This is a genomic window from Salmonella sp. FC25216, assembly GCF_057751355.1.
Map to the genome: position 1 here is coordinate 126,004 of NZ_JBDGON010000004.1, position 14,339 is coordinate 140,342.

14 protein-coding genes are annotated in these 14,339 nt (G+C 54.6%); 7 read left to right on the plus strand and 7 right to left on the minus strand.

The window, feature by feature from the left end; all coding sequences use genetic code 11:
• The first annotated feature begins 3 nt into the window (after window positions 1–3).
• Both tdh and AC3G3F_RS09820 read left to right on the plus strand, forming a co-directional pair.
• The gene (tdh, locus tag AC3G3F_RS09815) at window positions 4–1,029 is read left to right on the plus strand and encodes an L-threonine 3-dehydrogenase (protein WP_070801576.1); all 1,026 of its coding nucleotides are present in this window, start codon (window positions 4–6) and stop codon (window positions 1,027–1,029) included.
• Window positions 1,030–1,523: 494 nt separating this feature from the next.
• A complete protein-coding gene (locus tag AC3G3F_RS09820; RefSeq protein ID WP_053509335.1) occupies window positions 1,524–2,558 on the plus strand; it encodes a glycosyltransferase in 1,035 nt (344 codons plus the stop codon).
• On the opposite strand, the gene AC3G3F_RS09825 is transcribed toward AC3G3F_RS09820, so the two are convergent.
• From AC3G3F_RS09825 to gpmM, 3 genes are read right to left on the minus strand one after another with little or no spacing between them, the layout of a single operon-like run.
• Complete coding sequence (locus AC3G3F_RS09825) at window positions 2,545–3,507, minus strand: divergent polysaccharide deacetylase family protein (RefSeq protein ID WP_053509336.1); 963 nt, start codon at window positions 3,505–3,507, stop codon at window positions 2,545–2,547. The two genes, AC3G3F_RS09820 and AC3G3F_RS09825, sit on opposite strands and share 14 nt — an antisense overlap.
• A 3-nt stretch (window positions 3,508–3,510) precedes the next feature.
• Window positions 3,511–4,770 carry a murein hydrolase activator EnvC gene (gene envC, locus AC3G3F_RS09830; protein ID WP_024149606.1) on the minus strand — a complete coding sequence of 420 codons (1,260 nt, stop codon included), beginning with the start codon at window positions 4,768–4,770 and terminating at the stop codon, window positions 3,511–3,513.
• 33 nt (window positions 4,771–4,803) lie between these two features.
• Window positions 4,804–6,348 carry a 2,3-bisphosphoglycerate-independent phosphoglycerate mutase gene (gpmM, locus tag AC3G3F_RS09835; RefSeq protein WP_053509338.1) on the minus strand — a complete coding sequence of 515 codons (1,545 nt, stop codon included), beginning with the start codon at window positions 6,346–6,348 and terminating at the stop codon, window positions 4,804–4,806.
• A gap of 246 nt (window positions 6,349–6,594) precedes the next feature.
• On the opposite strand from gpmM, the gene AC3G3F_RS09840 reads away from it, so the two are divergent.
• From AC3G3F_RS09840 to cysE, 5 genes are all read left to right on the plus strand, one after another.
• Entirely contained in the window at window positions 6,595–7,026 is a 432-nt protein-coding gene (locus tag AC3G3F_RS09840) for a rhodanese-like domain-containing protein (protein WP_001156175.1), read from the plus strand.
• 86 nt (window positions 7,027–7,112) lie between these two features.
• Window positions 7,113–7,364 carry a glutaredoxin 3 gene (gene grxC, locus AC3G3F_RS09845; RefSeq protein ID WP_001273795.1) on the plus strand — a complete coding sequence of 84 codons (252 nt, stop codon included), beginning with the start codon at window positions 7,113–7,115 and terminating at the stop codon, window positions 7,362–7,364.
• 43 nt (window positions 7,365–7,407) lie between these two features.
• A complete protein-coding gene (secB, locus tag AC3G3F_RS09850; RefSeq protein WP_000003370.1) occupies window positions 7,408–7,875 on the plus strand; it encodes a protein-export chaperone SecB in 468 nt (155 codons plus the stop codon).
• Entirely contained in the window at window positions 7,875–8,894 is a 1,020-nt protein-coding gene (gene gpsA, locus AC3G3F_RS09855) for an NAD(P)H-dependent glycerol-3-phosphate dehydrogenase (protein ID WP_023247315.1), read from the plus strand. Before secB ends, gpsA begins: the two co-directional genes overlap by 1 nt.
• A 77-nt stretch (window positions 8,895–8,971) precedes the next feature.
• Window positions 8,972–9,793, plus strand: coding sequence for a serine O-acetyltransferase (gene cysE, locus AC3G3F_RS09860; protein ID WP_001112115.1), 822 nt, complete (start codon window positions 8,972–8,974; stop codon window positions 9,791–9,793).
• A 185-nt stretch (window positions 9,794–9,978) separates the two neighbouring features.
• Here cysE and trmL read toward each other — a convergent pair whose 3' ends face one another.
• The 4 genes from trmL to lldP form a co-directional block, all read right to left on the minus strand.
• Complete coding sequence (gene trmL / locus AC3G3F_RS09865) at window positions 9,979–10,452, minus strand: tRNA (uridine(34)/cytosine(34)/5-carboxymethylaminomethyluridine(34)-2'-O)-methyltransferase TrmL (RefSeq protein WP_000932339.1); 474 nt, start codon at window positions 10,450–10,452, stop codon at window positions 9,979–9,981.
• Between the two features lie 64 nt (window positions 10,453–10,516).
• Entirely contained in the window at window positions 10,517–11,707 is a 1,191-nt protein-coding gene (lldD, locus tag AC3G3F_RS09870; RefSeq protein ID WP_001635973.1) for an FMN-dependent L-lactate dehydrogenase LldD, read from the minus strand.
• Entirely contained in the window at window positions 11,704–12,480 is a 777-nt protein-coding gene (gene lldR, locus AC3G3F_RS09875) for a transcriptional regulator LldR (protein ID WP_000636693.1), read from the minus strand. The genes lldD and lldR overlap by 4 nt, the downstream gene beginning before the upstream one ends.
• The gene (lldP, locus tag AC3G3F_RS09880; protein WP_002954673.1) at window positions 12,477–14,132 is read right to left on the minus strand and encodes an L-lactate permease; all 1,656 of its coding nucleotides are present in this window, start codon (window positions 14,130–14,132) and stop codon (window positions 12,477–12,479) included. Before lldP ends, lldR begins: the two co-directional genes overlap by 4 nt.
• Between the last annotated feature and the right edge of the window lie 207 nt (window positions 14,133–14,339).

The window sequence follows — 14,339 nt, forward strand, 5'->3', positions numbered from 1 at the left end:
AAGATGAAAGCGTTATCCAAACTGAAAGCGGAAGAGGGCATCTGGATGACCGACGTTCCGGAACCGGAAGTCGGTCATAACGATTTGCTGATTAAAATCCGTAAAACAGCCATCTGCGGTACTGACGTTCACATCTATAACTGGGATGAATGGTCGCAAAAAACCATCCCGGTTCCGATGGTCGTGGGGCATGAATATGTCGGCGAAGTGGTCGGCATCGGTCAGGAGGTGAAAGGCTTTAAAATCGGCGATCGCGTCTCCGGCGAAGGTCACATCACCTGCGGTCATTGCCGAAACTGCCGCGGTGGTCGTACTCACCTGTGCCGCAACACCACCGGCGTAGGCGTTAATCGTCCCGGCTGCTTCGCGGAATACCTGGTCATCCCGGCGTTCAACGCATTTAAAATCCCGGATAACATTTCTGATGATTTAGCCTCTATTTTTGACCCGTTTGGTAATGCGGTGCATACGGCGCTGTCTTTCGATCTGGTTGGCGAAGATGTGCTGGTGTCGGGGGCGGGGCCAATCGGCGTAATGGCCGCCGCGGTGGCGAAACATGTCGGCGCGCGTCATGTGGTAATTACTGACGTCAATGAATACCGTCTGGAGCTGGCGCGTAAAATGGGCGTCACCCGCGCGGTCAACGTCGCGAAAGAGAGCCTGACCGATGTCATGGCGGAGCTGGGAATGACCGAAGGGTTCGATGTGGGTCTGGAGATGTCCGGCGCGCCGCCGGCGTTTCGTACCATGCTGGACACCATGAATCACGGCGGTCGTATTGCGATGCTGGGGATTCCGCCGGCAGATATGTCTATCGACTGGACAAAAGTCATCTTTAAAGGGTTGTTCATTAAAGGTATTTACGGTCGTGAGATGTTCGAAACGTGGTACAAAATGGCGGCGTTGATCCAATCCGGGCTGGATCTGTCACCGATTATCACCCATCGTTTCTCTATTGATGATTTCCAGAAAGGTTTTGACGCCATGCGTTCAGGCCAGTCAGGAAAAGTCATTCTGAGCTGGGATTAATATGTATATACCCAAAATAATTCGAGTTGCTTAAAGGCGGCAAGGGAGTGAGTCCCCAGGAGCATAGATAACTATGTGACTGGGGTGAACGACAAATCTGCCGGGAGCAGATTTGAACGTCGCGTGCGACGGCCCGTCAGGGCGAGGCCCATGGATGGGCCGAGTAATCCGTAGCCAACACATAAGCAACTTGAAGTATGAAGGGTATAGAGACCCGATGATATTTATCGGGTCTGATATACGTTTCATCGTAAAAGGTTGGTGTCATTCGCCAACCTTTTTTATTAGGGAAAATCTGGAAAGCCGTAAAGAATTGTCATGGTCATCAAGCATTCGTAATTGCGCTTTAATCTTATTTTACTCGCTAACGTAACGCTCTACCCTGAGCTTTGTTCTTGCTTTTTACTGCGAAAATAAATCATGGCAGCTTAATAGTTTCTTAATAGAGCCACAGTATAAAGGCAGGGTAAATTCAGGTTTTTCTGGTAATCGTTATGAAAAATAGTAAAACCAAAGTGAGTATCATTATCCCATTATATAATGCGGGAGCTGATTTTAATGCTTGCATGGCGTCGTTAATCGCGCAAACGTGGTCGGCGCTGGAAATTATTATTGTGAATGATGGATCGACGGATCATTCCGTTGAGATAGCAAAACATTACGCGGAACATTACCCGCATGTTCGACTACTTCATCAGGCCAATGCCGGCGCATCTGTCGCCCGTAATCTTGGCCTGCAAGCGGCGACCGGCGATTACGTCGCCTTTGTCGATGCGGATGACCTGGTCTACCCGAAGATGTATGAAACGCTGATGACCATGGCGCTTAACGATGATCTGGACGTTGCGCAGTGTAATGCGGACTGGTGCGCCAGAAAAACCGGGCACGCCTGGCAATCTATTCCGACCGATCGTCTGCGTTCCACCGGGGTATTAAGCGGACCGGATTGGTTGCGTATGGCGCTGGCCTCGCGGCGCTGGACGCATGTTGTCTGGATGGGCGTTTATCGACGTGCGCTGATTATCGATAACAATATTACCTTCGTTCCCGGACTACATCATCAGGATATATTATGGTCAACGGAAGTCATGTTTAATGCCACGCGCGTACGTTATACCGAACAATCATTATATAAATATTTCCTGCATGATAATTCGGTAAGCCGTTTGCAAAGACAGGGCAATAAAAATCTTAATTATCAGCGGCATTATATTAAAATTACGCGATTATTAGAAAAGCTCAATCGTGATTATGCCCGTCGTATTCCGATTTACCCGGAGTTTCGCCAGCAAATTACCTGGGAAGCGTTACGCGTTTGTCATGCGGTGCGTAAAGAGCCTGATATTTTGACCCGCCAGCGTATGATTGCCGAGATTTTTACTTCTGGCATGTATAGACGGATGATTGCTAACGTCCGCAGCGCGAAAGCGGCTTATCAGACGCTGATCTGGTCTTTCCGGCTGTGGCAATGGCGCGACAAAACCTTGTCGCACCGTCGTATTGCCCGTAAGGCGCTCAATCTGTCTTAGCGCTCACGTTTTTAGGCGCGGCGATTTTCCCCCAGCCTTGCCACTGGTGCTGAAACCAGGCAACCACGGAGCTTTGCGTAATGCTCTCGCCGATGACGCTGAAAAAGCGCGTAGCGTAGACCGGTTCCAGCGGTTTTTTCGGCTTACACATCTTCACGCCGCGAAAGGGATTGCGCGGCGCGTCAATTTTCTGCGGCGTCAGATTAGGCCGGGACGTATCCACCTGCGGTTCGTTGAGCAGGCTGCCTGGGCGCACCAGGGTGATATCCGCCGGCAGGCGATAAACCATCTGTTGCAGTACGCGAACCGTTGCGGGATGCGGATGACCAATCGCGATAGCGGAACCGTTGCGACGGGCCAGTTCGATAGCGCGATTAAACTGACGGCGGATATCCGCCTCGTTTTGGGTATCGTCGAGGAACACCTTGCGCTTAATGACTTTCACACCCGTACCGGATGCTGCGCGCATCGCCTGGCTATTGCCAATCGTCATGCTGTCGAGAAAATAGAGATTGTAATGTTCCAGCGCCTGCATAACTTTTTGCATACCGAACAGGCTGGAAGTCATTGCGCTGCCCATGTGGTTATTAAGCCCTACGGCATACGGCACGTTGTTTACCGCCTCGCGGATAATGCGTTCGATCTCATCGCTGCTCATTTCTGGTCGCAGCGTATCCTTCTCCAGCGGCTGTTTGCTTAGCGGCGCCATCGGCAGATGGATTAATACCTCATGCCCGCTATTGTGCGCTTTAGTCGCCATTTCGCGCGCGTGCGGCGCGTTGGGCAGTACGGCGACGGAGATGTTTGGCGGCAGCGCCAGAACCTGGTTTTCCGTGTGCGGGCGATAGCCAAAATCATCAATCACGATGGCGAGCTTGCCAGCGAAAACGGGATGTGCAAACGCCAGCAAAGTGGCCAGCGTGAGAATGGTGCGACGAAACTGAGGCAAAACTTATCTTCCCAACCACGGCTGTGGATTGACGGCCTGACCCTGGCGACGAATTTCGAAATAAAGCGAGGGTCTGCCCTGACCGCCGCTACTGCCCACAAGGGCGATAGGTTGTCCGGCGCGTACCTGCGCGCCTACGCTGACCAGCGCGCTCTGGTTATAGCCGTAAAGGCTCATATCGCCTTTACCATGCTCCACGACCACCACCAGGCCATAACCTTGCAGCCAGTCCGCCAGAATCACCCTGCCGTCGGCGATGGCTTTGACCTCGGTGCCTTCCGACGCGCCGATCACCATCCCCTTCCAACGTAGCTCACCCTGCAGCCGTTCGCCATAGCGATGCAATATCGGGCCGCGTACCGGCCAGTATGCCTGACCGCGAGGCGCGCCCAGCCCGCCGGTGCGAGACATCAGCGAACGCTCGCTTTCGGTCGGCTTATAGGTGGTGCCTTTGCGCGAGGCTTCCTGCTGCTTGTCGCGTACCGCCTGCGCTTCGCGGGCTTCACGCTCCGCTCGCGCTTTGGCCGCCGCTTCCGCCCGCGCGATACTGTTGCGCAGGCGTGATTCGTTGGCGCGCAGTTCGCTTAACTGCTGTTGGCCTTGCTGAATAGACGACTCCAGTCCGGCAAGCGTTTTCTTACGTTCATTACGCGCCTGCTCCAGCTTCGCCTGCTGAGCGCGCTGTTCATACAGCAACGTTTGTTGCTGGCTTTGTTTCTCTTCCAGCTCGGCTTTTTGCGTGGCGACCTGTTCGCGAGTCTGTTTCAGTTCGGCGATAGTGTCCTGGCGCGCCTGGTTCAGATAGCCGAAATAGGCCTGCAGGCGTTGCCCGCGCTGGCTCTCTTCTCCGCTAAGAATAAGCTGAATACCGGTGTGTTCGCCCTGGCGGAAAGCGGCGTCCAACTGCGCGGCGAGATTACGCTCCTGGCTGGCTTTTTGCTGCTCCAGTTTAGCAATTGAGGCGTTCATCTCATCAATTTGCGCGTTTAACTGATCCAGAGTACTTTGCGTTTCGCGCAGTTTACGCGCTGCGGCCGAGATGGCCTCTTCCTGGGCTTTAAGTTGTGCCAGGAGGCTGGCGCGCTGTTGCTGCTGCTGGCGTACGGCGCGTTCTTTCGCGGCGATATCGGCCTGAATAGATTTGAGTTGATCACGGTCATCCGCATGGGCGGAAAAAGCGCACAACAATACGCCAGCGCTAAGTACGCTGGCGTAGAACAAAGGCCTGACTGAAAACGTTCTTGGTTTCACGGCCTGTTGAATGGTGTTAATCGCCTTTCCCCTCATGGGGAGGGATTATTCCACGATGAACAGCGGCTTACCAGTCATCTCTTGCGGGATTTCCATCCCCATCAGCGACAGCATGGTAGGCGCAATGTCTGAAAGTTTGCCGCCTTCGACCGCCTTCACGTTTTTCTCGCCGACATAAATCAGCGGCACCGGCAGGTTGGTGTGGGCGGTATGCGCCTGACCGGTCGCCGGATCGCGCATCTGCTCCGCGTTGCCGTGGTCCGCGGTAATCAACAGTTGTCCACCAACGGATTCAACCGCTTTTGTTACCTGTTCAATGCAGTTGTCCAACGCTTCCACCGCTTTGATAGCGGCTTCCATCACGCCGGTATGACCGACCATATCGCCGTTTGGATAGTTACAAATGATGGTGTCGTACTTACCGCTTTCGATCGCCGCGACCAATTTTTCAGTCAATTCTGCAGAGCTCATTTCCGGTTGCAGGTCATAAGTAGCCACTTTCGGCGAGTTGATCAGGATGCGCTCTTCGCCAGCAAACGGTTCTTCTACGCCGCCGTTAAAGAAAAAGGTTACGTGCGCATATTTTTCCGTTTCGGAAATACGCAGTTGGGTTTTATCGTTTTTCGCCATCCACTCGCCGAACGTATTCGCCAGTGAAGCTGGCGGGTAAGCTACGACGGTTTTGATATCGGCGGCGTATTCAGTCAGCATCACGAAGTTGAGATTAACCACTTTCTTACGCGCAAAGCCATCGAAATCAGCGTTAACGAAAGCACGGGTAATTTCGCGCGCGCGGTCAGCGCGGAAGTTCATGAAAATCAGCGTGTCGCCATCTTCCATTGCTGCATCGGCCTGGCCTTCGGCGCGGATAACGGTCGCTTTGACAAACTCATCGTTTTCATCACGAGCGTAAGCAGCCTGCAGGCCAGCCACGGCGGTATCCGCCTGGAATTCGCCCTGCGCCAGGGTCATCAGATCATACGCTTTTTCCACGCGATCCCAACGGTTGTCGCGGTCCATAGCGTAGTAACGACCGACGATAGACGCAACGCGGCCTTTGCCCAGCGCGGCGAATTTGTCTTCGAATTTTTTCAGCGAGGCTTCAGCGCTGCGCGGCGGCGTGTCGCGACCGTCGAGGAAGGCGTGCAGATAGATTTTTTCTGCGCCGCGTTCTGCGGCCAGTTCCACCATTGCCATAATGTGATCTTCGTGGCTGTGGACGCCGCCTGCGGACAGCAGGCCCATAATATGAACCGCTTTACCGGCGTTTTTCGCCTGGTCAACCGCATTAGTCAGGACCGGATTAGCAAAGAAAGTACGTTCTTTAATTTCAACGTCCAGACGCGTCAGGTCCTGATAAACGATGCGACCTGCACCCAGGTTAACGTGGCCCACTTCGGAATTGCCCATCTGGCGGTCAGGCAGACCCACTTCCAGACCGGATGCGTCGATCAGGGTATGCGGACGTTTTGTCCACAGAGCATCCATCACCGGAGTTTTGGCGTTTAAGATGGCGTTATCCTGCTGTTCTTCACGGTAGCCGTAGCCATCCAGAATCACCAGTACCATAGGTTTTTTAGAAACCGACATTGCGACAACCTCATACTCAATAGACAAAATAATTGCGTAATTTTACTACAGCTGAATCGATAAAATAGCCTCAGAAGATCAAAGAAAGGGAGCGCGCTGGCGTGAGAAGGCAAGTAATAGCGCGATTTTTTTCGTAGCGCCCCGCAAAAATGCATTCCAGTGCACGCTCTGGCTGTATTTGCGCCATTGCGCAGGTATACTCCTTTCCTGGTTTTTTAATCACTACGTCGGGAGTTGTTACCCCCCATGCAAGAAATTATGCAATTTGTTGGCCGTCATCCCATACTGAGTATCGCCTGGATTGCGTTACTGGTGGCGGTTTTATTTACCACGTTCAAAGGTCTGACTTCAAAAGTTAAGGTGATTACACGCGGCGAAGCCACGCGCCTTATCAATAAAGAGGACGCCATTGTTGTGGATTTACGTCAACGTGACGATTTCCGTAAAGGCCATATCGCTGGCGCGACCAATTTGCTGCCGAGCGAAATCAAAGCCAACAATGTTGGCGAACTGGAAAAGCACAAAGACAAGCCGATTATCGTGGTCGACGGTTCTGGTATGCAGTGCCAGGAATCCGCTAACGCGCTGACAAAAGCCGGCTTTGAAAAGGTCTTTGTGTTGAAAGAAGGCGTAGCAGGCTGGAGCGGCGAGAATCTGCCTCTGGTGCGCGGTAAGTAATTACCCGTCGTTTTCATGACGCAAGGGGAATGACTTGCCCTTGCTTCGACATGAAATCCATCGGGTAAAAAAACAGGAGCGAAGTCATGGCCAATATTGAAATCTACACCAAAGCAACCTGCCCGTTTTGCCATCGTGCAAAAGCGCTGTTAAACAGCAAGGGCGTGAGTTTCCAGGAAATTGCGATTGACGGCGACGCCGTGAAGCGTGAAGAGATGATCAAACGTAGTGGCCGAACGACGGTTCCGCAAATTTTTATTGATGCACAGCACATTGGCGGTTGTGACGACTTGTATGCGCTGGATGCGCGTGGTGGACTGGATCCGCTGTTGCGTTAAGGCGTACTCAAGTATTTAAGGACAACACTAAAGGGTTTTACACATGTCAGAACAAAATAACACTGAAATGGCTTTCCAGATCCAACGTATCTATACCAAGGATGTTTCTTTCGAAGCGCCAAACGCACCGCATGTTTTCCAGAAAGATTGGCAGCCAGAGGTTAAACTGGATCTTGATACGGCATCTTCCCAACTGGCGGATGACGTTTATGAAGTTGTGCTGCGTGTTACCGTAACGGCTTCCCTGGGTGAAGAAACCGCGTTCCTGTGCGAAGTTCAGCAGGCCGGTATTTTCTCCATCAGCGGTATTGAAGGTACTCAGATGGCGCATTGCCTGGGCGCATACTGCCCGAACATTCTGTTCCCGTATGCCCGCGAATGCATCACCAGCCTGGTTTCACGCGGTACGTTCCCGCAACTGAACCTTGCGCCGGTCAATTTTGATGCGCTGTTCATGAACTATTTGCAGCAGCAGGCTGGCGAAGGTACTGAAGAACATCAGGATGCCTGATGAACCAAAGTAATGCGTCAATGACAGTCATCGGTGCCGGCTCGTACGGCACCGCTCTTGCCATCACTCTGGCGAGAAACGGCCACCAGGTTGTCCTGTGGGGCCACGACCCAAAACATATCGCGACCCTGGAGCACGATCGCTGCAACGTCGCGTTCCTTCCCGATGTGCCTTTTCCTGATACATTACACCTGGAAAGCGACTTAGCAACCGCGCTGGCGGCCAGTCGTAACATTCTGGTGGTGGTGCCAAGCCATGTTTTCAGCGACGTGCTGCGGCAGATTAAACCGCTGATGCGTCCGGATGCGCGACTGGTATGGGCGACCAAAGGCCTGGAAGCGGAAACGGGACGCCTGTTGCAGGATGTCGCTCGCGAGGCGTTAGGCGATAGAATCCCGCTGGCGGTGATTTCCGGCCCGACGTTCGCTAAAGAGCTGGCGGCGGGTTTGCCGACGGCAATCTCTCTGGCCTCAACCGATGAGACCTTTGCCGACGATCTCCAGCAACTGTTGCACTGCGGAAAAAGTTTTCGCGTCTATATCAATGCGGATTTTATCGGCGTGCAGCTTGGTGGCGCGGTGAAAAACGTGATTGCGATTGGCGCGGGGATGTCTGACGGAATCGGCTTCGGCGCGAACGCCCGCACGGCGCTAATCACGCGTGGGCTGACCGAAATGTCGCGGCTTGGCGCAGCGCTTGGCGCCGATCCCGCCACCTTTATGGGGATGGCGGGCTTAGGCGATCTGGTGCTGACCTGTACCGACAACCAGTCGCGCAACCGCCGTTTTGGCATGATGCTTGGCCAGGGCATGGACGTTAAAGGCGCGCAGGATAAGATTGGCCAGGTGGTCGAAGGCTATCGCAATACTAAAGAAGTTCGTGAATTGGCGCACCGTTTTGGTGTTGAAATGCCAATAACCGAGGAAATTTATCAAGTATTGTATTGCGGAAAAAACGCGCGCGAGGCAGCATTAACGTTATTAGGTCGCGCCCGCAAGGAAGAGCTGAGTCGCCACTAGCCGTAAGGAACTGTTTGCATAAACGACCCAACCCGCACAGAACGGGTTGGTCGTTTTCTGTCCGCCTGGAGTAAGCCATGCCGTGTGAAGAACTGGAAATCGTCTGGAACAATATTAAAGCTGAAGCCCGCGCTTTAGCTGACTGTGAGCCTATGTTGGCCAGTTTTTATCACGCCACGCTACTCAAGCATGAAAATCTGGGCAGTGCGCTGAGCTATATGCTGGCAAATAAACTGGCTTCGCCCATCATGCCCGCTATCGCTATCCGTGAAGTGGTCGAAGAAGCCTACGCCGCCGACCCGGAAATGATCGCGTCGGCAGCCTGCGATATTCAGGCAGTGCGCACTCGCGATCCGGCGGTGGATAAATACTCCACGCCGCTGTTATATCTGAAAGGCTTTCATGCGTTGCAGGCCTACCGCATTGGTCACTGGCTGTGGAATAAAGGTCGCCGCGCGCTGGCTATCTTCCTGCAAAATCAGGTTTCGGTCTCGTTTCAGGTGGACATTCACCCGGCAGCGAAAATTGGCCGCGGGATTATGCTCGACCATGCCACCGGTATTGTGGTGGGGGAGACGGCGGTTATTGAGGATGATGTGTCGATCCTGCAATCCGTCACCCTGGGCGGTACCGGGAAAACCAGCGGCGATCGCCATCCTAAAATCCGCGAAGGCGTGATGATTGGCGCGGGCGCGAAAATTCTCGGCAATATCGAGGTGGGGCGCGGCGCGAAAATTGGCGCAGGCTCCGTCGTTTTACAGCCTGTCCCGCCGCACACCACCGCCGCAGGCGTTCCGGCGCGTATTGTCGGCAAGCCGGGCAGCGATAAGCCGTCGATGGATATGGACCAGCATTTCAACGGGATACACCATACTTTTGAGTATGGCGACGGCATCTGATTTCGAGCTGTCTTACTTGCCATATTGAACCTGGGCTGTGCTCGTCATCCTCACGTACTGCGTGTACGCGCAGGTAGACAAGCGCAGTCCGTGTCCAATGGCTGCGCCGATAACGCTCGAAACGAATATTATCAATATTAATGTGGGCTGGATAAGGCATCAGCCGCCATCCGGCATTGAATATATTACGACCGCAATACCGCGCCGGGGTATCCTAACTGGCGCCACGCTTCATACACCACCACCGACACCGCATTCGACAGGTTCATGCTGCGGCTATCCGGCATCATCGGAATGCGAATCTTCTGCTCTTTAGGCAACGCATCGAGAATGCTGGCGGGCAGGCCGCGCGTTTCCGGGCCAAACATCAAATAATCGCCATCCTGATAGCTTACGGCGCTATGGGCGGGCGTGCCCTTTGTCGTCAACGCAAACAGGCGCTGCGGATTTTCGGCGGCGATAAAGGCGGTATAATCGTGATGGCGCTGAACCGCGGCGAATTCGTGATAGTCCAGCCCTGCGCGGCGTAGGCGCTTATCATCCCAGGTAAACCCCATCGGTTCGATGATGTGCAGACGAAAGCCGGTATTGGCGCAAAGACGAATGATGTTGCCGGTATTCGGCGGGATTTCTGGTTCGAAGAGTACGATGTTAAGCATGATGCCCCCTTAAATGCGGGGGGCAGAATAGCAGAAATTTACCGGGCTCTCACGCGCCGGGCGTTCAGGCGGCATCGCCTTTGCTCATTGGCGCCAGCGCGGCGGGCAAACTTTTCCCCAGTTCCTGCACCAGTGAATCGCCACTGATTTCGCTAATGGATTTCGCGCCGGTCAGGGTCATGGCGACTTTCATCTCTTTCTCAATCAGGTCCAGCAGGTTGGCGACACCGGCTTTTCCTGCCGTCGCCAGCGCGTAGAGATAGGCCCGACCCAGCAGTACGGTATCGGCCCCCAACGCAATCATACGCACGACATCCAGCCCGTTACGAATCCCGCTATCCGCCAGAATGGCGATATCGCCTTTCACCGCATCGGCAATGGCGGGCAGGGCGCGGGCGGAAGAGAGCACGCCATCAAGCTGGCGGCCGCCGTGATTCGACACCACGATACCGTCAGCGCCGAAACGTACCGCATCGCGGGCATCTTCTGGATCGAGGATACCTTTGATCACCATTGGGCCGTCCCAGAATTCGCGTATCCACTCCAGATCTTTCCAGGAGATGGATGGATCGAAGTTATTTGCCAGCCAGCCGATGTAGTCTTCAAGGCCGGTCGGTTTACCCAGATAGGCAGAAATATTGCCTAAATCATGCGGACGACCGTTCAGGCCGACATCCCACGCCCATTTAGGGTGCATGACCGCCTGCCAGTAACGGCGCATGGCCGCGTTTGGGCCGCTCATTCCGGAGTGGGCGTCACGGTAGCGTGCGCCCGGCGTCGGCATATCCACGGTAAAGACCAGCGTGGAGCAGCCCGCCGCTTTCGCGCGTTCAAGCGCGTTGCGCATAAAACCACGATCGCGTAATACGTAGAGCTGGAACCACATGGGGCGTTTAAGCGTGGGGGCAACCTCTTCAATCGGGCAGACGGAGACGGTGGAAAGGGTGAACGGAATACCCTTCGCGTCCGCGGCGGCGGCGGCCTGTACTTCGCCGCGACGGGCGTACATGCCGCACAGACCCACTGGCGCTAATGCCACCGGCATCGACAACGTTTCGTTAAACAGGGTCGTTTCCAGGCTTAAATCGGACATATTTTTCAGCACGCGCTGGCGCAGAGCGACTTGCGACAGGTCTTCCACATTTCGGCGCAGGGTATATTCCGCATACGCGCCGCCGTCGATGTAGTGGAAGAGGAAAGGAGGCAACGTGCGCTGAGCTGCGGCGCGATAATCGCTGGCTGCTGAAATAATCATGATTTATTCTCCCTGGTCATCTCATTATGGTCGCCGGGCAGGCGGGTAATACGCGCCTGGCGAGCCTGGTCTTCATCAAATCGTTTAATCGTGGTGTGGACAAAACTGAGGTGCGCCATCATCGCTTTACGCGCGCCGTCGGCGTCACCGTCCAGAATGGCGTCCATCACCGCCTGGTGTTGTTCCGTCAGTTTTGAGAATACGGGCGGAACGAGATACATACGCTGGCGACTCTGTTTGACGGAGGATTGCAGTACGTCGAAGAAACCGCGCATGGTTTGCAACAGCACCACATTGTGCGAGGCTTCCGCGATCGCCAGATGAAAGCGCACGTCGGCCTGGGAGGCGAGATCCGGGTCTTCACTGAGCGTCGCATCAAAGCAGAGTCTGATTTTCTCTTTGTCGGCGGCGGTGGCGCGCATGGCGGCGTGCCAGGCCGTACTGGCTTCAATGGCGTGGCGGGCTTCCAGAATGTCGAAACTGTAGTCCGGATCGTTCGCCATCAGCGTTTTCAGCGGTTGCACGATATTCTGTTCAGACCAGGTTTCGTGCTGCCAGCGGACAAATGTCCCGCCGCCGCGACGGCTCACCAGCACGCCTTCGCTGACCAGCTTCGCCAGCGCTTCGCGTAAAGAGTTGCGTGATACGCCAAGCTGTATAGCCAACTGGCGCTCAGCGGGCAATTTCATGCCCGCTTCCAGGTTTTGTTCTTCAATCAGCGCCCGCACGCGAGAGGCAATCTCGTCTGACAGGCGTTTTGGCATCACAATCACGGAATCATCCAGGTTAAAACATAGGCCTGAAGCGTAGTGATCACGCCCACCATACAGGTGAAGATCAGGCTGTGTTTGACGGTAAAACGGAACAGATCGGACTCTTTCCCTACCAGCCCCACCGCCGCGCAGGCGATGGCGATAGACTGCGGCGAGATCATCTTCCCGGTGACGCCGCCAGTGGTATTCGCCGCCACCATCAGCACATCAGAGACGCCGATTTGCTGCGCCGCGGTAGCCTGTAGAGAGGCAAACAGCGCGTTAGATGAGGTATCCGAGCCGGTCAGGAAGACGCCCAGCCAGCCGAGGAACGGCGAGAAGAACGTGAAGGCGCTGCCGGTGTGCGCCAGCGCTAACGCCAGCGTAGAAGAAAGCCCGGAATAGTTCGAGATAAACGCGAACGCCAGTACCATACCGATGGAGTAAATCGGCAACGCCAGCTCTTTCAGCGTGCTGCCAAAGGTCTGGATTGCGGCTGAGGGTTTCATTTTCAGCCAGACGATAGACAACAGCGCGGCGAACAGGATCGCGGTGCCAGTGGCGGAGAACCAGTCAAATTTATACACCGCAGCGTAAGCGGTCGCTTCGTGTACGACCGGCGGCATACGGGCGACCAGTTTATCGAGATATGGCACCGGAACGTTAATAACCCAGTCATACAGCGCGCCACCGGGGGCAAACAGCGCTTTGAACGGCGGTACGCTCCAGAGGGTGACCGTGGCAGTCAGGAACAGGAACGGCGACCAGGCGCGAACAATTTGCCCCTTCGTATAGTGGGTGCGGGCCAGCGTCTGATCGACCTGCGACGCGCCCATATCGCCGAAGCGGAAGATGCGTACCGGCTGCCAACGTTTGAGGAACAGCGTCAGGCACACCAGAGACACCAGTGAAGAGATAATGTCCGGCAGTTCCGGCCCGATAAAGTTGGAGCTGAGATACTGGGCGATAGCAAATGAACCGCCAGAGACCATCACCGCAGGCCAGGTTTCTTTCACGCCGCGCCAGCCGTCCATAATCGCCATAATCCAGAACAGGACGATAATGGTCAGGAACGGCAACTGGCGGCCCACCATCTGACCGATTTCAAAGCTGTCCAGGCCCGTGACCTGTCCGGCAACCAGAATCGGAATGCCCATCGCGCCAAATGCAACCGGCGCCGTGTTTACAATCAGGCACAGCCCTGCCGCATACAGCGGATTAAAGCCTAACCCCACTAGCAGCGCGGCGGTAATCGCCACCGGCGCGCCGAAACCCGCCGCGCCTTCAAGGAACGCGCCGAAACAGAAGCCGACAATCAGCATTTGCAGGCGTTGATCGGGCGTAATCGACAGAATTGACGAGCGGATAATGTCAAACTGTCCGGTCTTTACCGAAATTTTATAGACGAAGACCGCGGCGATAATGATCCAGGCAATCGGCCATAGCCCGTAGAAGAAGCCGTACACGACCGATGCCAGTGCGTGATCTACCGGCATTTTATAGAACAGCAGCGCGACGGCGAGCGCGATAACTACCGTCCACGAGGCGGCAACATAGCCTTTTAGCTTGAGTTTAATCAGGGCGAAAAAGAAGAACAGGATCGGGAGCGATGCGATCAGGCTGGAAAGCCAGATATTACCCGCCGGGTCATAGTTTTGTTGCCAGAGGTTCATTGCAGGTCTCCTGAGAACCACACGCATAATGGGATGAATCTTTTGCTCATCTCGTTGGGGTCACATTATGTGTAAAAGTGGTCCTGCCAATATTGTTGTGTATGGATAATGACAACGAATAGTTAACCATATGTTATTTATTGGCAACGGTAGTGTAGAGTTAATTTAATGAAATGTGAACCTGTGGTCGGATTCAGCGGGAATTGG

Coding starts and splice junctions, on each gene's coding strand:
- tdh (WP_070801576.1), top strand. CDS start 4: ATGAAAGCGTTATCCAAACTGAAAGCGGAAGAGGGCATCTGGATGACC.
- AC3G3F_RS09820 (WP_053509335.1), top strand. CDS start 1,524: ATGAAAAATAGTAAAACCAAAGTGAGTATCATTATCCCATTATATAAT.
- gpmM (WP_053509338.1), bottom strand. CDS start 6,348: ATGTCGGTTTCTAAAAAACCTATGGTACTGGTGATTCTGGATGGCTAC.
- AC3G3F_RS09840 (WP_001156175.1), top strand. CDS start 6,595: ATGCAAGAAATTATGCAATTTGTTGGCCGTCATCCCATACTGAGTATC.
- grxC (WP_001273795.1), top strand. CDS start 7,113: ATGGCCAATATTGAAATCTACACCAAAGCAACCTGCCCGTTTTGCCAT.
- secB (WP_000003370.1), top strand. CDS start 7,408: ATGTCAGAACAAAATAACACTGAAATGGCTTTCCAGATCCAACGTATC.
- gpsA (WP_023247315.1), top strand. CDS start 7,875: ATGAACCAAAGTAATGCGTCAATGACAGTCATCGGTGCCGGCTCGTAC.
- cysE (WP_001112115.1), top strand. CDS start 8,972: ATGCCGTGTGAAGAACTGGAAATCGTCTGGAACAATATTAAAGCTGAA.
- trmL (WP_000932339.1), bottom strand. CDS start 10,452: ATGCTTAACATCGTACTCTTCGAACCAGAAATCCCGCCGAATACCGGC.
- lldD (WP_001635973.1), bottom strand. CDS start 11,707: ATGATTATTTCAGCAGCCAGCGATTATCGCGCCGCAGCTCAGCGCACG.
- lldP (WP_002954673.1), bottom strand. CDS start 14,132: ATGAACCTCTGGCAACAAAACTATGACCCGGCGGGTAATATCTGGCTT.